The 17,171-nt window shown below is 64.2% G+C and carries 16 protein-coding genes; 12 read left to right on the forward strand and 4 right to left on the reverse strand.

Going from position 1 to position 17,171, the window contains the following annotated elements; translation table 11 throughout:
• The first annotated feature begins 293 nt into the window (after positions 1-293).
• From ACK1VC_RS20920 to ACK1VC_RS20935, 4 genes are read left to right on the forward strand one after another with little or no spacing between them, the layout of a single operon-like run.
• Positions 294-776 carry a formate dehydrogenase subunit gamma gene (locus ACK1VC_RS20920; protein ID WP_016485787.1) on the forward strand — a complete coding sequence of 161 codons (483 nt, stop codon included), beginning with the start codon at positions 294-296 and terminating at the stop codon, positions 774-776.
• On the forward strand, positions 770-2,329 hold the full coding sequence (locus ACK1VC_RS20925; protein ID WP_096425835.1) for a formate dehydrogenase beta subunit: 1,560 nt from the start codon (positions 770-772) through the stop codon (positions 2,327-2,329). Before ACK1VC_RS20920 ends, ACK1VC_RS20925 begins: the two co-directional genes overlap by 7 nt.
• Entirely contained in the window at positions 2,326-5,208 is a 2,883-nt protein-coding gene (fdhF, locus tag ACK1VC_RS20930) for a formate dehydrogenase subunit alpha (RefSeq protein WP_191087445.1), read from the forward strand. Before ACK1VC_RS20925 ends, fdhF begins: the two co-directional genes overlap by 4 nt.
• Entirely contained in the window at positions 5,205-5,408 is a 204-nt protein-coding gene (locus tag ACK1VC_RS20935) for a formate dehydrogenase subunit delta (protein ID WP_016485790.1), read from the forward strand. Before fdhF ends, ACK1VC_RS20935 begins: the two co-directional genes overlap by 4 nt.
• A gap of 83 nt (positions 5,409-5,491) precedes the next feature.
• Here ACK1VC_RS20935 and ACK1VC_RS20940 read toward each other — a convergent pair whose 3' ends face one another.
• The gene (locus ACK1VC_RS20940) at positions 5,492-6,355 is read right to left on the reverse strand and encodes a universal stress protein (RefSeq protein WP_016485791.1); all 864 of its coding nucleotides are present in this window, start codon (positions 6,353-6,355) and stop codon (positions 5,492-5,494) included.
• A 157-nt stretch (positions 6,356-6,512) separates the two neighbouring features.
• Between ACK1VC_RS20940 and miaE the strand changes: the two genes are divergently transcribed.
• The gene (miaE, locus tag ACK1VC_RS20945) at positions 6,513-7,130 is read left to right on the forward strand and encodes a tRNA-(ms[2]io[6]A)-hydroxylase (RefSeq protein ID WP_016485792.1); all 618 of its coding nucleotides are present in this window, start codon (positions 6,513-6,515) and stop codon (positions 7,128-7,130) included.
• Between the two features lie 22 nt (positions 7,131-7,152).
• Here miaE and ACK1VC_RS20950 read toward each other — a convergent pair whose 3' ends face one another.
• Positions 7,153-7,473, reverse strand: a complete 321-nt coding sequence (locus ACK1VC_RS20950; protein WP_016485793.1) for a DUF883 family protein — start codon at positions 7,471-7,473, stop codon at positions 7,153-7,155.
• Positions 7,474-7,601: 128 nt separating this feature from the next.
• Here ACK1VC_RS20950 and ACK1VC_RS20955 point away from each other — a divergent pair, with 128 nt between their 5' ends.
• Positions 7,602-7,865: a hypothetical protein gene (locus tag ACK1VC_RS20955; protein ID WP_023047141.1), complete on the forward strand. Its 264-nt coding sequence runs from the start codon at positions 7,602-7,604 to the stop codon at positions 7,863-7,865.
• Positions 7,866-7,883: 18 nt separating this feature from the next.
• On the opposite strand, the gene ACK1VC_RS20960 is transcribed toward ACK1VC_RS20955, so the two are convergent.
• Positions 7,884-8,366: an LEA type 2 family protein gene (locus tag ACK1VC_RS20960; protein ID WP_016485795.1), complete on the reverse strand. Its 483-nt coding sequence runs from the start codon at positions 8,364-8,366 to the stop codon at positions 7,884-7,886.
• Positions 8,367-8,501: 135 nt separating this feature from the next.
• Between ACK1VC_RS20960 and ACK1VC_RS20965 the strand changes: the two genes are divergently transcribed.
• Together ACK1VC_RS20965 and ACK1VC_RS20970 are read left to right on the forward strand one after the other, a co-directional pair.
• Positions 8,502-9,626 (forward strand): sigma-70 family RNA polymerase sigma factor, encoded by a 1,125-nt coding sequence (locus tag ACK1VC_RS20965; protein WP_016485796.1) that lies wholly within the window; start codon positions 8,502-8,504, stop codon positions 9,624-9,626.
• A 147-nt stretch (positions 9,627-9,773) separates the two neighbouring features.
• Positions 9,774-12,200 (forward strand): TonB-dependent receptor, encoded by a 2,427-nt coding sequence (locus ACK1VC_RS20970; RefSeq protein ID WP_191087855.1) that lies wholly within the window; start codon positions 9,774-9,776, stop codon positions 12,198-12,200.
• A gap of 163 nt (positions 12,201-12,363) precedes the next feature.
• Here ACK1VC_RS20970 and ACK1VC_RS20975 read toward each other — a convergent pair whose 3' ends face one another.
• Positions 12,364-13,254, reverse strand: a complete 891-nt coding sequence (locus ACK1VC_RS20975; RefSeq protein ID WP_023047139.1) for a LysR family transcriptional regulator — start codon at positions 13,252-13,254, stop codon at positions 12,364-12,366.
• A 102-nt stretch (positions 13,255-13,356) separates the two neighbouring features.
• On the opposite strand from ACK1VC_RS20975, the gene ACK1VC_RS20980 reads away from it, so the two are divergent.
• The 4 genes from ACK1VC_RS20980 (at position 13,357) to ACK1VC_RS20995 (ending at position 17,146) form a co-directional block, all read left to right on the forward strand.
• Positions 13,357-14,436, forward strand: a complete 1,080-nt coding sequence (locus ACK1VC_RS20980) for a polyamine ABC transporter substrate-binding protein (protein WP_060518328.1) — start codon at positions 13,357-13,359, stop codon at positions 14,434-14,436.
• A 25-nt stretch (positions 14,437-14,461) separates the two neighbouring features.
• Positions 14,462-15,427, forward strand: coding sequence for an agmatinase (gene speB / locus ACK1VC_RS20985; protein ID WP_191087446.1), 966 nt, complete (start codon positions 14,462-14,464; stop codon positions 15,425-15,427).
• Positions 15,428-15,660: 233 nt separating this feature from the next.
• A complete protein-coding gene (locus tag ACK1VC_RS20990) occupies positions 15,661-15,978 on the forward strand; it encodes a hypothetical protein (RefSeq protein ID WP_023047136.1) in 318 nt (105 codons plus the stop codon).
• A gap of 22 nt (positions 15,979-16,000) precedes the next feature.
• The gene (locus ACK1VC_RS20995; protein WP_191087447.1) at positions 16,001-17,146 is read left to right on the forward strand and encodes a PQQ-dependent sugar dehydrogenase; all 1,146 of its coding nucleotides are present in this window, start codon (positions 16,001-16,003) and stop codon (positions 17,144-17,146) included.
• Positions 17,147-17,171: the final 25 nt, after the last annotated feature.

Below are 17,171 nucleotides of genomic sequence, written 5' to 3' on the forward strand. Positions count from 1 at the left end.
TGGGGTAGTCATCGACGCACCTGTACTGCTGTGAAACCCCGCATACCGTGCAGGGGCCGTAACGCTTGGCGTCGGTTTCAGGATGCGCCTGGTCGTTCGCACGCAACCCCCTGGCGCCACAAGTGCCATGCTTGCAGGATGCCTTCGGACCAGCGTGCGCAGATGCGCGGCCGTGGGCAAGGAGGCCGTCGGCGCCGCGCAACCGTGACGCGGCCGACGCGCCGCAGCAGAACACGCTGGATACCTGCCCTCACAATAATTCAGGCGGGGTCCGTGATGCCGAGGTCCGCTGTATGCCTGATGAACTGCTCCACCTGCCCGTGATCCACCGTATTCTGGCCCGTGACAAGGCAACCCCCGGTGCCCTGTTGCCGATCCTGCATGCCATCCAGCACGACATCGGTTTCATCCCCGATGCCGCTGTCCCTGAAATTGCCCATGCCCTGAACCTCAGCCTGGCCGAGGTGCGTGGAGTGATCAGCTTTTACCACGACTTCCGTACTGCGCCGCCGGCGCGCCACACCCTGCGCCTGTGCCGCGCCGAATCGTGCCAAAGCCGTGGCGCCGAGGCCCTGGCCGCGCAACTGCGTGATCAGCTGGCACTGGATGACCATGGCACCAGCGCCGACGGTACCATCAGCCTGCGCCCGGTGTACTGCCTGGGTGCCTGCGCCTGCTCGCCGGCGCTGGAGCTGGACGGCCAGGTGCATGCGCGGCTTACCCCTGAGCGCCTGCGTGCATTGGTAAACGCTTGCCGGGAGGACGCAGCATGCTGAAGCTCTACATTCCCTGCGACTCGGTGGCCCGTGCCGTGGGGGCCGACCAGGTTGCCGATGCCTTGCAGCGCGAGGCCGAGCGCCGCCAGCTGCCGCTGGACATCCAGCGCACCAGCTCACGCGGGCTGTACTGGCTGGAGCCGCTGATCGAATGCGACAGCGGGCAAGGGCGCCAGGGCTTCGGCCCGGTGACCCCACAAGACGTGCCGGCGTTGCTCGATGCCCTGGCCGGTGAGCCCGGTGGCCACTCGCTGGCGTTGGGGCTGGTCGAACAAATGCCTTACCTGAAGACCCAGCAACGCCTGCTGTTCGCCCGCGCCGGCATCACCCGCCCATTGTCGCTGGATGACTATCGCGCCCATGGCGGTTTCGCCGGCCTTGAAGCGGCCGTGGCCCTGAACGCTGCCGAGGTGGTCGCCGCCGTGCTTGACTCCGGCTTGCGTGGTCGTGGCGGTGCGGCGTTTCCTGCCGGCATCAAGTGGCGCACCGTGCGCGACGCCGGGGCTGGGCAGAAGTACGTGGTATGCAACGCCGACGAGGGCGACTCTGGCACCTTCGCCGACCGTATGCTGATGGAAGGCGACCCTTTCCTCCTGATCGAGGGCATGATCATTGCCGGCCTGGCCGTGGGGGCCGACAAGGGCTACATCTATGTGCGCTCGGAATACCCGGATGCCATTCGCGTGCTGAACCAGGCCTTTGCCATCGCGCGTGAAGCCGGCTACCTCGGCACTGACGTTGCCGGCAGCGGCCAGGCTTTCGACCTGGAAGTGCGGGTGGGGGCCGGCGCCTATATCTGCGGCGAAGAAACCGCGCTGCTCGAGTCCATCGAAGGCAAGCGCGGCATCGTCCGTGCCAAGCCACCACTGCCTGCGCTGCAAGGCCTGTTCGGCCTGCCCACGCTGGTGCACAACGTGCTCACCCTGGCTTCAGTGCCCATCATTCTCGCCAAGGGGGCAGCGTTCTATCGCGATTTCGGCATGGGCCGCTCGCTGGGCACCATGCCGTTCCAGCTGGCCGGCAATATCCGCCAGGGCGGCCTGGTGGAGCGTGCGTTCGGCCTGACCCTGCGCGAGCTGTTGGAGGGTTACGGCGGCGGTACGGCCAGTGGCCGGCCGCTGAAGGCTGCGCAGGTGGGCGGCCCGCTTGGCGCCTGGGTACCCCCCAGCCACTTCGACACCCCGCTGGACTATGAAGCCTTCGCCGCCATGGGCGCAATGCTCGGCCACGGCGGTGTGGTGGTGGCCGACGACACCCTGAACATGGCCAGCATGGCGCGCTTCGCCCTGCAGTTCTGCGCCGAAGAATCCTGCGGCAAATGCACCCCGTGCCGCATCGGCTCCACCCGGGGCATGGAAGTGGTCGACCGGTTGATCGCATCGACTGATTTCACCGAACGCCACGACCAGGCCCTGTTGCTGCGCGATCTCTGCGACACCATGCAGTACGGCTCGCTATGCGCCATGGGCGGCATGACTGCCTACCCGGTGGCCAGTGCCCTCAAGTACTTCCCCGCTGATTTTGGGCTGACCACCACGGAGGCCGCGCAATGATCAATGTCTTCGACCCCGCGTCTGATAAAAGCAGCGACCTCGGCACCCCGGCCCGTGACAGCGACGTGCAGATCAGCCTGAGCATCGACGGGCGTGCTGTCAGCGTGCCCGCCGGCACCTCGGTGATGCGCGCCGCGGCCATGCTGGGCACCAGCATCCCCAAACTGTGTGCCACCGACAGCCTCGAAGCCTTCGGCTCATGCCGCATGTGCATGGTGGAAATCGAAGGCATGCGCGGCTACCCGGCGTCCTGTACCACGCCGGTCAGCGAAGGCATGGTGGTGCGTACCGAAACGCCACGCCTGGCCGGCCTGCGCCGCAACGTGATGGAGTTGTACATTTCCGACCACCCACTGGACTGCCTGACCTGCTCGGCCAACGGCAACTGCGAGCTACAGACCGTGGCCGGCCAGGTGGGCCTGCGCGAGGTGCGCTACGGTTACGACGGCGCCAACCATTTGGCCGAAAAGAAGGACGTTTCCAACCCGTATTTTGACTACGAGCCCAGCAAGTGCATCGTTTGCAGCCGCTGCGTGCGCGCCTGCGAAGACATCCAGGGCACATTCGCCCTGACCATCACCGGCCGCGGTTTCGAGTCGCGGGTCGCGGCGGCGGGCGGCGACAACTTCCTTGCCTCCGAGTGCGTGTCGTGCGGCGCCTGCGTACAGGCCTGCCCGACCGCGACGCTGACAGAAAAGAGCCTGGTGCAGCTTGGCCAGCCCGAACGTTCGGTGATCACCACCTGCGCCTATTGCGGCGTCGGGTGCTCGTTCCGCGCCGAAATGAAAGGCGATCAGCTGGTGCGCATGGTCCCGGACAAGAACGGCGGGGCCAACCACGGCCACGCCTGCGTGAAGGGGCGCTTCGCCTGGGGCTACGCCACCCACCCGGACCGCATAACCAAACCGATGATCCGCAAGCGCCTGGAAGACCCGTGGCAGGAAGTGAGCTGGGACGAGGCGGTGACCTACGCTGCCAGCGAGTTCCGCCGCATCCAGCTCAAGTACGGGCGCGATTCCATCGGTGGCATTACCTCCAGCCGCTGCACCAACGAAGAAGCCTATCTGGTGCAAAAACTGGTGCGCACGGCGTTTGGCAACAACAACGTCGATACCTGCGCGCGGGTGTGCCACTCGCCCACCGGCTATGGGCTCAAGCAGACCCTGGGTGAGTCGGCCGGCACGCAAAGCTTTGATTCGGTGATGCAGGCTGACGTGGTGCTGGTGATCGGCGCCAACCCCACCGACGCCCATCCGGTGTTCGGCTCGCAGCTCAAGCGCCGCCTGCGCCAGGGCGCGCGGCTGATCGTGATCGACCCACGGCGCATCGACCTGGTCGACTCGCCGCACGCCCGCGCCGAGTTGCACCTGCAACTGCGCCCGGGCACCAACGTGGCCATGCTCAACGCCCTGGCCCACGTGATCGTCACCGAGGGCCTGCTGGCTCAGCGCTTTATCGATGCCCGCTGCGAAACCGAAGACTTTGCCCGCTGGCGCGACTTCGTCAGCCTGGCAGAAAACGCCCCTGAAGTACTCGGCCCGGTCTGTGGCGTGCCGGCCGAGCAGATCCGCGCGGCTGCGCGGCTGTATGCCACCGGTGGCAACGCGGCCATCTACTACGGCCTGGGCGTGACCGAGCACAGCCAGGGCAGCACTGCGGTGATGGGCATCGCCAACCTGGCCATGGCCACCGGCAATATCGGCCGTGAAGGGGTAGGGGTGAACCCGCTGCGTGGGCAGAACAACGTGCAGGGTTCGTGCGACATGGGCTCGTTCCCGCACGAGCTGCCTGGCTACCGGCATATCTCCAACGAGCACGTGCGCGCCGAGTTCGAACGCGCCTGGGGTGTGACCCTGCAGCCCGACCCCGGCCTGCGCATCCCCAACATGTTCGAGGCAGCGCTGGACGGCAGCTTCAAGGCCTTGTACTGCCAGGGCGAGGACATCGCCCAGAGCGACCCTAACACCCAGCATGTCACCGCGGCCTTGCTCGCCATGGAGTGCGTGGTGGTGCAGGACATCTTCCTCAACGAAACCGCCAAGTTCGCCCATGTGTTCCTGCCGGGCAGCTCGTTCCTGGAAAAGGATGGCACCTTCACCAATGCCGAGCGGCGCATTTCGCGGGTGCGCAAGGTCATGGAGCCGCTGGCCGGCAAGGCCGACTGGGAAGCGACCATCGCCTTGGCCAACGCTCTGGGCTACCCGATGAACTACCGTCACCCGTCCGAGATCATGGACGAGATCGCCCGCCTGACGCCGACCTTCCGCCGTGTCAGCTATGCCGACATCGACCGCCATGGCAGCCTGCAGTGGCCATGCAACGACACCGCGCCAGACGGCACGCCAACCATGCACATCGACCAGTTCGTGCGTGGCAAGGGCCGCTTCATGCTCACCGGTTATGTGCCTACCGACGAAAAGGTCAACAACCGCTACCCGTTGTTGCTGACTACCGGGCGCATCCTCAGCCAGTACAACGTCGGCGCGCAGACCCGGCGTACTGCCAACGTCGCCTGGCATGATGCCGACCGCCTGGAGATTCACCCCACCGATGCAGAAAGCCGCGGTATCCAGGACGGTGACTGGGTCGGCATTGGCAGCCGCGCGGGGCAGACTGTGCTGCGCGCCAAGGTCAGTGCGCGGGTAGCGCCGGGGGTGGTGTACACCACGTTCCACTTCCCCGAGTCGGGGGCCAACGTGATTACCACCGACAACTCCGACTGGGCCACCAACTGTCCCGAGTACAAGGTAACGGCAGTGGAAGTGGTGAAGGTGTTCCAGCCATCGCAGTGGCAAAAGCGCTATCAGGACTTCAGTGACGAACAGCGGCGCCTGATGCAAGAGCGCCGTACAGCGGAGCAAGCCGAGGTGCGCCGATGAGCAGCGACAACCTGGTCAAGATGGCCAACCAGATTGCCCATTACTTCGACAGCGAACCAGACCGGGCGCTGGCGGTACAGGGGGTGCGCCAGCATATGCAAAGCTTCTGGACGCCGGCTATGCGCCGACAGCTGGCGCAATGGATCGAGGCCAATGCAGGGGAAGGGCTGGACCCGAAGGTGCTGGAGGCGATGCCGTAGCGGGCCTTCGCGGTCCCTGTAGGTGCGGCCTTTCGCGACGCAAGGCCGCTCCTACAAGGGGCGCACCCATCGTGCCAATTGCATCAGCCGCGGGCTAATTCGGCCAGGTGAGCGATGGCTTCCTCGCTCTTGAGCACCAGCACATCCCCCTCGAGCGCATCCAGTACCACCTCCGAAGTATTACCAATCAACGCCCCGGAAATCCCCGTGCGGCACACCGTGCCAATCACCGTCACCACCGCGTTCAGCAGTTTCTCGGTGTGCGGAATCAACACATCTGCCGGCCCTTCAGCTACATGCAGGCATTCCTCGCTGATGCCGTACTCAGCCTGGAACGCCTTGCACGCATCGCGGTAGCGCTGCTCGATGGTCTCGCTCAGCTGGTAGGTCGGGTCAGAGGCCGACAGCATCGGCGACGGATGGGCACTGATGACATGCAGTTCGCCCTTGGCCAGTTTGGCAATCTCGAAGCCATGGTCGATGATGCTGGCATGCAGGCGGCGATGGTCTTCGTCCTGGTTGCCCACGTCGACCGCCGCCAGAATCTTGCCCCCGGTCCACGGCCGTTCACTCTTGACCATCAGCACGGCACATGGGCATTGGCGCAGCAGTTTCCAGTCGCTGGGGGTGAGCAGGGCCTTTCTCAGCGAACTGTCCGGGCGGTGGTCCTTGATCACCAGGTCGCAACCTTCGGCCTGCTGTACATAGATGATGGTGTCGTGCAGGTTGTCGCGCCAAGCCTCCTCATGGGTGATGTTGTCGTAGCCGTCATCATGCAACTGGCTGCTGAGCAGGCTCAGTAGCGCACTGTGATCATGCCGTTTGTCGCACATCAGCAGGTGCAGCCGAGCGCCGGTGACGCCGGCGATCAGCTTGGCCCGGGTCAGCGCCCGGCTGTGGGCGTGCTCGGGGTCGAGGACGACGAGGATGCTGCGGACGGCTTGCATGGGCGTAAGCTCCCTTCAAAGGTGGCGACCAATGCCTGACTATAGACGGCGCGCCCCCTGCTGGCGTTTGATGTACATCAACAAGCTTAGTCACTGGCGCCGCCCGCCGCCGCCGGTATAATCGCCGGCCCTGCCTGTTCTGTGTGGTTGCACGCTTATGTCCCTGATCCCCGAAATCGATGCCTTTCTTGGCTGCCCGACGCCAGACGCCTGGATCGAAGCGGCGCTCGCCGACCAGGAAACCCTGCTGATCGACCACAAGAACTGCGAATTCAAGGCCGCGAGCACGGCCTTGAGCCTGATGGCCAAGTACAACACTCACCTCGACCTGATCAACATGATGTCGCGCCTGGCACGTGAGGAACTGGTGCATCACGAACAAGTACTGCGCTTGATGAAGCGCCGTGGCGTGCCACTACGACCGGTGTCGGCGGGGCGCTATGCCTCAGGGCTGCGCCGCCTGGTGCGCGCTCACGAGCCGGTCAAGCTGGTGGACACGCTGGTGGTGGGGGCGTTCATCGAGGCGCGCAGTTGCGAGCGTTTTGCCGCGCTGGTGCCGCACCTGGACGAAGAGCTGGGCCGCTTCTACCACGGCCTGCTGAAAAGCGAAGCGCGCCATTACCAGGGTTACCTGAAACTGGCGCACAACTATGGCGATGAGGCAGACATCGCCCGCCGGGTTGAACTGGTGCGCGCTGCAGAAATGGAGCTGATCCAGTCCCCAGATGTGGAACTGCGCTTCCACAGCGGTATCCCGCAAGCGCTGGCCGCCTGATTCGCACCAGGCGGCCCAGGCGTCAGTTGCGCCGCCCCAGCAGCAGGCCCACCACCACCCCCAGGCCGGCGGAAATGGCTACGGTCTGCCAGGGATGGCCGCCGATATAGTCCTGGGTGGCGTCCACCACCGGCTGCGCCTTGTCCCGTATGTTGCCAGCGGCTTGGCGCGCCTGTTTCAGTTTGAGGCTGACCTGCGCTCGCAGGGTTTCTGCTTCTTCGCCCACCAGGGCGGCACTGTCGTTCAGCAGTTTTTCCGATTCCTCGATCAGCGACTGCAGTTCGCTGAATACCTGGTCCTTGATCTGATCGCTGTCGGGCAGCGTGGCGTTTTTACGGGCCATGAACTCGTCCTCGTTGATGGGTAGTGTGAACAATGGATGCCGCTGCGTCGGGAAAGTTGCGGTGGCTTTCCGATGTTGCGTTGCCTGGGTGTAAGATAGCGGCCATTTTCAAACCTGCAGGTACCTTCATGAGTTTCAATCTGGCCAACATGAGCTTCGAGGAACGGGCGCAGATCGAGGCAGAGAAGGCGCGGCTGTTCGAGCTGTGGCAGAGCAACCTGGGCAAGGCCAAGGGTGATGCAGCCCGGCTGATCGCCGAGAAACCGCGGCGCAAAGGTAAATGGGCCGAGTGGGTACGCGCCGAACTGGAGGGCATGTCGCCGCCCGAATACGCCAGCATGGTGCGCAGCGAAGTCAACAAGTTGATGGCCGCCGCCAGCGCCAACCGCTGAACACCCGTCGACGGGCGCTTACCAGTAGGCGCCTTTGGGCAGGTCCAGCTTGCCCTCGTCGGTAAAGCGCACGGTCCCCAGCAACCCGCCCGCCAGCTTGCCGCGCAGCTTGTAGGGCAAACCCTTCAGCGAATCCACCGTGCCCAGCCCATAGGCCTGGCGCAGGAAGGAAAACGCCGTGATGCTCACCGGCACCACGATCACCGCCTCGTCGTAGCGGCCAATGTGCCCTTGCTGGTCGCTGACCCCGGCGGCCAGCGGCTGGCCGTTCACTTCCAGGTTCAGGGCGATCCCGTTGTAGTCGATCGGCGACTCGTTGGGGTTTTGCACCCGCATTTTCACCGCCATGCGCAGTTCCAGTTCCTGCCCGGCCAGCGGCTCGATACCGATCACGCTGATGTTGACCGGGTCGCGTGGTTGAAACAGAGCGCAAGCGCCCAGCCCATAAACCATCAGCAGGACGAGAAACAGGCGGATACAGCGGTACGGGCGGGGTGTCATTGCGGGCGACCTTGCCAGAGTGGGCGAACCCTCAGTGTGGCAAATGCGCGTCGGCGTTGAAAGTGTCCTTGAAGATGAACGATACTGTTTCTCATTAACGCTCGATAACTTTTCCTGCTGGCTGTTACCAAACCCATGCTGATGTCACCCGTGTCGGGCCTGCTGGCGACTTTCCAGGAGCACTACGACGACCTGTTGCTGTTTCTGACCCGGCGCATGAGCGATCGCCAGCGCGCCGCGGACGTGGCGCAGGAAACCTATTTGAAGCTGGTGAAAGTCGATGAACTAGCGGTGCCGGTGCTGCACGCCCGCAGCTTCATCTTCCGCGTGGCCGGTAACCTGGCAATCGATGCCTTGCGCCGCGAGCAGCGCCTCGCTGCCAGCCATGACGACTGTGACGGAGCCGGTGAGCTGGCCTGCCCGGCGCCAGCGCCTGAGGCGTTGTTGCTGGCCCGGGAGCGCCTGCAAATTCTTGACGATGCGCTGCTGAAACTGCCCGACAACGCCCGCCAGGCATTGTTGCTGAACCGTGTCGATGGCCTGACACAGGCGCAGATCGCACAGCGGCTGGGGGTTTCCGAGAGCATGGTGGCCAAATATATCGGCCAAGCCCTGCGCCATTGCCGCGACTGGCTCAAGCAGGCGGGTGTGGCTGCCTCTGTGGCATTGCTGGTCGCCGCTGTGGCGGGTTGGCAGCAGGCGCCGATACTGCTGGCGGACTACCACACCGCAGTGGGTGAGCGGCAGGTCATTATCCTGGCTGACGGCACGCGGGTAACCTTGAACAGCGCCAGTGCGTTGAGTGTGGTGTTCAGTGAGCACGAACGCCGGGTGGTGCTGGATGCCGGTGAGGCCCTGTTCGAGACCACCGATGATCCGCGGCCGTTTGTGGTCGATACGGCAGGTGAGCAGGTGCAGGGTGGTGCCGCCACCTTTAGCGTGCGTCGCGATGGTCGCGTGGTGTTGGCACGCGGTGAAGCCAAGGTTGGCGAAACTGAACTGGCGGTGACGGCCGATGCCGGTGCGCAGATGGCCTGGCAGCGCGGCAAGCTGATCTTCAACGGCAAACCGCTGGGGCAGGTGCTGACCGAGCTTGAGCGTTACCGGCATGGGCGCATCGTGCTGTCCGATAGCAAGCTGGCGGCGATGGAGGTGAGCGGGGTGTTTGACCTTGATGAGCCTGAAGCCCTGCTGCGCACGTTGGAGCAGCGCTATGGGCTGAAGGTTACCTATCTGCCGTGGTTGGCTGTGGTTCACTGACTGGCCTGTACCGGCCTCTTCGCAGCACAGCAATAAAAATATTTTCCGTTTGGCACTGCAAGTTCCTGCAAGCCAGATCGTCGTAGTGGGACTGATCAGCAACCCATTCTCATTTACGACTTGTCAGGAAGCTCATTCGTGCCTCTGATGCTCAAGCCTTTGCACCGCCGTCGCAGTGCTTTTCACCACACCCTGATGTCCTGCAGCGCACTGGCCATGCTGGTCGGACACCCGCATGCCTGGGCCGCGACGGCTGCCGAACAGCCCCGGATGCAGGTTCGCCAGGTTCAGCTAAACCTGCCAGCCCAGCCGCTGGACCAGGCCTTGACCACCTTCGCCGACCAGGCCGGCCTGCACTTGCTGTACACCACAGGCGATGTTGCAGGCGTTGCCAGCCCGTCCCTCCACGGCAGCTACAGCGTCGAGCAGGCCCTGCAGCAGTTGCTGGCCGGCAGCGGCATGAACTGGCACTTCAGCGACGCGCGCACCGTGACCCTGCGCAAGGCCGAGGCCGCGCCGCAGGCCGTCACCCTCAAGCCGATCGAAGTCAGCGTGGCCTCGCGCACCAGCACCTCGATCAGCGAAATCCCCGGCACCGTCTGGGTGGTCGACCAGCAGCAGTTGCGTGAGCAGATCGACAGCGGCGTCAGCCTTAAAGAGGCCATCGGCAAGCTTGTGCCCGGCCTCGACCTGGCGCCAGAAGGGCGCACCAACTATGGCCAGAACATGCGCGGGCGCAATGTGCTGGTGATGATCGACGGGGTCAGCCAGAACAGCTCGCGCGGCCTGTCGCGCCAGTTCGACAGCATTTCGCCGTTCAACGTCGAGCGGGTCGAAGTGCTGTCTGGCGCCAGCGCCATCTACGGCGGCGGCGCCACGGGCGGCATCATCAACATCGTGACCAAGAAGGGCGAGCCCGGCCCTGCGCGCTTCGAAACCCAGCTTGGTGCCAGCAGCGGTTTCAACAACAGCGATGACCTGGCCACTCGCTTTGCCCAGTCGATCAGTGGCGGCAACGAACGCTTCAATGCCCGGCTGGGGATTTCCGGTGAGCAGAACGAAGCCTTCTACGACGGCGCCGGCGACCAGATTTTCATCGACAACACCCAGACCGACCTGCAGTACAACCGCACCATCGACGTGCTCGGCACTCTGGGCTTGCAGTTGAATGACCAGCAGCGTCTCGACCTGTTGGCCCAGTACTACGATTCTGGCAACCACGGCAGCACGGGCATCTACTTCCCCAACCTCAACTACAACGCGCCGTCAGACCTCGAAGACGCCGAACTGCGCAGCGGTTACTCGTCGGACCTGGAGCCGCGTACCCGGCGCCTGTTGCTGAACGCCAATTACCACCACAGCGACGTGCTGGGCCAGGACTTCTACCTGCAGGCCTCGTACCGCAAGGAAGACGACAACTTTTACCCCTTCCCGTACTACAACCGCGCCACGCCCACCGGTTCGCGTGGGGTTTACTTTGCTGCCTCGCAGCAGAATTTCGAGGTCACCAGCCTCAAGGGCCTGTTCGCCAAGCAGTGGGACACGTTGAAGCTGACCTACGGCGTCGACCTTGACCGCGAGCGCTTCAATGCCGAACAGACCACCTTCAATGCCCTGACATCGTCCGAATCGGGCGGCCTTGAGATGGAAAAGGACAGCAAGGCGGCGCGCTATCCCAGCTACCGGGTCGATGGTGTTTCGGTGTATGCCCAGCTGGACTGGCATGCCACTGACAACCTGACGTTCTCCGGCGGTGCCCGTCGCCAGCAGATGGACGTGGACGTCAGCGACTTCAAGGGCGTGCCGGGCGGCAGCAACGATTACCAGGTCAACCTGTTCAACCTGGGTGCCATCTACGACTTCAAGAACGGCCACCAGGTATGGACCAACTATGGCGAAGGTTTCGACCTGCCCGACCCTGCCAAGTACTACGGCAAGCCGGGCCTGAGCGTGGCCGACAACCCGCTGGCCGGCATCAAGAGCCGCCAGGTGGAACTGGGTTGGCGCTATGCCGACCTGGACTGGGATGCCCAGGCAGCGCTGTACTACATCTGGTCGGACAAGATCATCAACGTTGATTCGCAAACGCTGACGATCAACGTGCAAGAGCAGAAGAGCCGCGACTTCGGCTTCGAAGGTGCGCTGACCCGCCACTTCCAGACGGGTTGGGAAGCGGGCGGTACCTTGCACCTGACCCGTTCCGAGGAAGAGGCCGCTGACGGCGGGTGGATCAAGCGTGATGCCCGTTATGCATCCTTGTCCAAGGCCACTGCATTTGTCGGGTGGAAAGACGATGGCCGCAGTGCGCGGCTGCAGGCTAACCATGCCTTCAGCCTGAAGGATGATGCCGACCACGAGATCGACGGTTACACCACCTTCGACCTGCTGGCCAGCCAGGACACCGGCTTCGGCATCTTCAGCGCCGGCATCCAGAACCTGCTGGACAAGCAGTACAGCACGGTCTGGGGCCAACGCGCGACGCTGTTCTATTCGCCGACCTACGGCCCGGCATACCTGTATGACTACCAGGGGCGCGGGCGGACCTACACCCTGACCTGGAGCATGGCCTACTGAAGGGTGTTGTTTGCGCCGGCCTCTGTGCGAGCAACTGTCTTGCACGACATCTCAAAGCTGGCGCGATCACTGTGGGGGCGGGCTTGCCCCGCGAACACGGGCGAAGCCCGTGCCATCCACCGCGCAGGCTGCTTCGCGGGACAAGCCCCCCACACAGGCCGGTTCAGGCAAACGCCGCGAGCAAGTCCTCGGCAAACGCCTGCTGCGCTTCACCCGTCACTTGCGCCCGATGCCTGGCCAGGGTAAACGGCACTACAAAATCCAGCCCTGGGTTCAGCGCCCACAACAACCCCTCCGCCTCCCAGGCGTGCGCGCAATGGCAGGGCAGGTAGCCAATATGCCGCCCTGACAGCATGAACGTCAGCACGCTCTCGATCTGCTCCGCCACAGCCATGCTGTGCCGGCTCTGGAACGGCTCACCGCCTTTGAGAAACCGGTAGGGATGGCGCACCTGGTCCATCTCCAGCAACCGCTCAAGCCCAACACTCGGCTCGCCGAACAGTTCATGACCCTTGCCGCAATACAGGCGTTGCCGCTCCTGGAACAAGGGTTGGTAATCAAAGGCCGCCTGGATGCCAGAGAAGTAGCTGATGGCGTAATCCAGCCGCTGCTCCAGCAACAACCGCTCCAGTTCCGCCGGCGGTGCACTGATCAGCTCCAGCTGCACCGATTCCTTTCGTGTGCGGAACGCCGCAATGGCCTGCGCCAGCTTCAGGCTCACTGCCTTGTCCTGGTTTTCTGCCATGCCGATGCGCACCGTCCCGAGCAACCGCTCGCCCACGCCGTTGGCCTGCTGGCGAAACTGCTCGATGTTCAGCAGCAGCCCACGTGCTGCATCCAATAGCAATGTGCCTTTCTCCGTCAGGTGGAAACCACCCTTGCCTCGGCTGCACAGGCGGTAGCCAAGGCGCGTTTCCAGCTGCGCCATGCGCTGGCTGATGGTGGGCTGGCTCAAGCCCAGCACGCCTTGCGCGGCGCTGAAACCCCCGGCCTCGACTACAGTGACGAACAGCCGCAGCAGGTGCAGGTCGGGGTCGTGTACTTGTCCGAGCATTACATTGCTCCTGATGAATGTCAGCTTTGCAAGCTTGTCATTCCTGCAATGTAACCCGGCTGGCATGCTTGCCGCATCCACCCATTTGCCGAGGTGTCCGTCATGCGTCGATCGTTGTGCCTGTTGTCCCTGGTCCTGGCCTTGCCGCTGCAGGCCGAAGAAAAGGTCGTCAACCTCTACAGCTGGGCCGACTACGTCGCCCCGCAAACCCTTCAGCGCTTCGAGCAGGAAACCGGCTACAAAGTGCGCTACGACACCTTCGACACCACCGAGGTGCTGGAGACCAAGCTGCTCACCGGTGGCAGTGGTTACGACGTGGTGGTGCCATCGTCGACCGTACTGGCCCGGGCGCTCAAGGCCAATGCCCTGCAACCGCTCGACCCCCAGGGCATGCCCGGCTACAGCAACCTCGACAAGGACTTGCTGGCCAAGCTCGCCGAGGCCGACCCCGGCAACCGCCATGCCGTGCCGTACACCTGGGGCACGCTGGGCCTTGGGGTGAACGTAGAGGCCGTGCGACAGCGCCTGGGCGATGTGCCGCTGGACAGCCTCGACCTGCTGTTCAAACCCGAATACGCCAGCCGCCTGAAGGACTGTGGCATCGCCATGCCCGACTCGCCGCAAGAGGTGATCGGCGTGGCCCTGAACTACCTGGGCAAGGACCCTTACAGCCAGGACAAAGATGATCTGGCCGCCGCGCAGCAGCTGCTTAGCCAGTTGCAACCCTCGATCAGCTACGTCGCCAATGGCCGGCAGATCAGCGACCTGGCCAACGGTAGCGTGTGCCTGGCGCTGACCTATAACGGCGATGCAGCGATGGCTGCCGACCAGGCGCGCCGCGCCGGCAAGCCGTTCGAGCTGATCTACCGCATCCCACGCGAAGGCACGCTGGTGTGGCAGGACAACCTGGTTATCCCCAAGGACGCCCCGCACCCCGAAGCCGCGCGGGCGTTCATCGCCTTCATGCTCAAGCCCGAGTCGGTGGCTGCGCTGACCAACACGCTGTTCTTCGCCAACGCCAACCAGGCAGCCACGCCGTTGGTGGACGAAGCGGTGCGCAACGATCCGGACATCTACCCGCCTGCCGAGGTGCGCCAGCGGCTGTTTGCCGACCGCAGCATGGCCCTGGCCGACCTGCGCCAGCGTAACCGCCTGTGGACGGCCTTTCGCAGCCGCCAGTAACTGATAACAACCAAGGAGCCCGACCGTGGAGCAAGCCGCAAGCAACGACCAGGCGATGACCCGCGACAGCCTGTACGGCACTGCCGCAGAAAGTACCTATGCCGGCATTACCAGTTTCTCCCGCCGCCGCTACAGCCGCGACTTGCGCGGTGTGGATGTGGTGGTCAGCGGAGTGCCGTTCGATACCGCCACCAGCAACCGCCCAGGGGCGCGTTTCGGCCCACGGGCGATCCGCGCCGCCTCGGTGCAGCAGGCGTGGGCACGGCACTGGCCGTGGGCGTTCGACCCGTTCGACCACCTGGCCGTGATCGACTATGGCGACTGCGCGTTCGACAGTGGCACGCCGCAGTCGGTGCCGGATAGCATCGAGGCCCACGCCGCCCATATTCTGGACGCGGGCTGCGCCATGCTTACCCTCGGCGGCGACCACTTCATCAGCTACCCGTTGCTCAAGGCCCACGCCCGCCGGCATGGCCCGCTGGCGCTGATCCACTTCGATGCCCACAGCGACACCTGGCCGGACGAGGAGGGCAAGCGTATCGACCATGGCACCATGTTCTGGCATGCCGCCCGCGAGGGCCTGGTAGACCCGGCCTGCTCGGTGCAGATTGGCCTGCGCACCACCAACGACGACAGCCAGGGCTTTGCCGTCCTCGATGCCCGTCAGGTGCACCGGCAGGGCACCGAGGCGGTGATTGCGGCGATTCGCCAGCGCGTGGGTGAGCGGCCGGTGTACCTGACCTTCGATATCGACTGCCTCGACCCGGCCTATGCGCCGGGCACAGGTACACCGGTGTGTGGTGGTTTGACCACGGTGCAGGCGCTGGAGATTCTGGGTGGGCTGCGCGGTATCAACCTTGTGGGCATGGACCTGGTGGAGGTGGCACCGGCTTATGACCATGCCGATATCACGGCGCTGGCGGGGGCGACCCTGGCGATGGAGATGCTGTGCCTGTATGCGGCGCGGCACAAATTAGACAAAAGCCAGTAAGCAGGGGCGCTGTGGGAGCGGGCTTGGCCCGCGAACACCGGCAAGGCCGGTGCCATGCACCGCGTGGCTGCCTTCGCGGGACAAGCCCGCTCCCACAATGATCAATGCTCGAAAGGGCGCATACTGAAACATCAGGAATCATCTCCGCCCCAATTCACACTTTTGTCTCGAACCCCTCGCGCCTTAGGCTATCAAACCCACCAGGCGCGGCATTTTCGTACAGGAGGTGAAGCATGAACCCGACACTGCCCATCCTGGCCCTCAGCCTGGCCTTGTGCCTGCCTGCGCACGCTGCCCCGCAACAGCCTTTGCAGCTTGCCGCTGGCAACAATAACCCCTACAACAGCCCGATTCAGCGTGCCAATCCCAACAGCCGCCAGGGCAGCATGCCGGCCATGCCCCCTGTGCGCGGCCCGTCCACCGACCCGTACCAGCGCACGCCCAGCCTCGACAACCGCGGCATCGGCAACGGCGACAACCTGCGTCGTCAGCAACAAACCCCGAACCTGGAACCGACCCGGCCACCCCGCGACAACACCCGTGCGCCGTGAGCCCATATGAAAGGAATCCTGCATGCCTAAAGCAACCTGGCTAGTCACCTTGACTGCTGCTGCACTCATGCCGTTGTTGGCTCAGGCGGCCGCAGAGCAACAGTTTCACAGCGAAGAAGGCACGTTGATCGTCAGCACCCTGGCCGACGGCCTGCGCAACCCCTGGGCTCTGGCGTTTCTGCCAGGCGGCAAGGACATGCTGGTCACCGAACGCGCCGGCAACCTGCGGGTGGTCAACACTGAAGGCAAGGTCGGCCCGCCGATCAGCGGTGTGCCCAAGGTCTGGGCCGAGGGCCAGGGCGGCCTGCTGGATGTCGTGCTGTCGCCGGCGTTCGACAAGGACCGTACCGTGTACCTGTCTTACGCCGAAGAGGGCAGTGACGGCAAGGCCGGCACCGCCGTCGGCCGTGGCCAGCTGTCCGAAGACCGCGCCCGGCTGGAGAACTTTAGCGTGATCTTCCGCCAGCAGCCCAAGCTGTCGGTGGGCAACCACTTCGGCTCGCGCCTGGTCTTCGACCGTGACGGCTATCTGTTCATCGCCCTGGGTGAGAACAACCAGCGCGCCACTGCCCAGGACCTGGACAAGCTGCAAGGCAAGATCGTGCGCATTTTGCCGGATGGCGAAGTGCCCAAGGACAACCCCTTCGTTGGCAAGGACAACGTGCGGCCGGAGATCTGGTCGTTCGGCCACCGCAACCAGCAGGGCGCCGCGCTGAACCCCTGGACCGGCAAGCTGTGGACCCACGAGCACGGCCCGCGCGGTGGCGACGAAATCAACATCCCCGAACCCGGCAAGAACTACGGCTGGCCGATTGCGACCCATGGCATCAACTATTCGCTGCTGCCGATCCCCGAGGCCAAGGGCAAGCATGTGCAAGGCATGGTCGACCCACACCATGTGTGGGAGAAGTCGCCAGGTATCAGCGGCATGGCGTTCTACGACAGCCCGACATTCAAGGCCTGGGACCATAACCTGTTCATTGGTGCGCTGGCGACACAGGAGCTGATCCGCTTGCAGCTGAAGGGGGACAAGGTCGTGCATGAGGAACGTTTGCTCGGTGACTTGAAGGCGCGTATCCGCGATGTGCGGCTGGGGCCGGATGGCTATATTTATGTGCTGACCGATGACAAGGACGGCGCACTACTCAAGGTGGGCCTGGCCGACTGACGCGGTCCCTGTAGGAGCGGCCTTG

Source organism: Pseudomonas sp. XP2 (genome assembly GCF_053557975.1).

Excerpts from the sequence above, each read along its gene's own strand:
- ACK1VC_RS20980 (WP_060518328.1), top strand. The coding sequence starts at position 13,357 with ATGCGTCGATCGTTGTGCCTGTTGTCCCTGGTCCTGGCCTTGCCGCTG.
- ACK1VC_RS20940 (WP_016485791.1), bottom strand. The coding sequence starts at position 6,355 with ATGCAAGCCGTCCGCAGCATCCTCGTCGTCCTCGACCCCGAGCACGCC.
- ACK1VC_RS20970 (WP_191087855.1), top strand. The coding sequence starts at position 9,774 with ATGCTCAAGCCTTTGCACCGCCGTCGCAGTGCTTTTCACCACACCCTG.
- fdhF (WP_191087445.1), top strand. The coding sequence starts at position 2,326 with ATGATCAATGTCTTCGACCCCGCGTCTGATAAAAGCAGCGACCTCGGC.
- ACK1VC_RS20975 (WP_023047139.1), bottom strand. The coding sequence starts at position 13,254 with ATGCTCGGACAAGTACACGACCCCGACCTGCACCTGCTGCGGCTGTTC.
- miaE (WP_016485792.1), top strand. The coding sequence starts at position 6,513 with ATGTCCCTGATCCCCGAAATCGATGCCTTTCTTGGCTGCCCGACGCCA.
- ACK1VC_RS20950 (WP_016485793.1), bottom strand. The coding sequence starts at position 7,473 with ATGGCCCGTAAAAACGCCACGCTGCCCGACAGCGATCAGATCAAGGAC.
- ACK1VC_RS20935 (WP_016485790.1), top strand. The coding sequence starts at position 5,205 with ATGAGCAGCGACAACCTGGTCAAGATGGCCAACCAGATTGCCCATTAC.
- ACK1VC_RS20955 (WP_023047141.1), top strand. The coding sequence starts at position 7,602 with ATGAGTTTCAATCTGGCCAACATGAGCTTCGAGGAACGGGCGCAGATC.
- ACK1VC_RS20995 (WP_191087447.1), top strand. The coding sequence starts at position 16,001 with ATGCCTAAAGCAACCTGGCTAGTCACCTTGACTGCTGCTGCACTCATG.
- ACK1VC_RS20925 (WP_096425835.1), top strand. The coding sequence starts at position 770 with ATGCTGAAGCTCTACATTCCCTGCGACTCGGTGGCCCGTGCCGTGGGG.
- ACK1VC_RS20990 (WP_023047136.1), top strand. The coding sequence starts at position 15,661 with ATGAACCCGACACTGCCCATCCTGGCCCTCAGCCTGGCCTTGTGCCTG.
- ACK1VC_RS20960 (WP_016485795.1), bottom strand. The coding sequence starts at position 8,366 with ATGACACCCCGCCCGTACCGCTGTATCCGCCTGTTTCTCGTCCTGCTG.
- ACK1VC_RS20965 (WP_016485796.1), top strand. The coding sequence starts at position 8,502 with ATGCTGATGTCACCCGTGTCGGGCCTGCTGGCGACTTTCCAGGAGCAC.
- ACK1VC_RS20920 (WP_016485787.1), top strand. The coding sequence starts at position 294 with ATGCCTGATGAACTGCTCCACCTGCCCGTGATCCACCGTATTCTGGCC.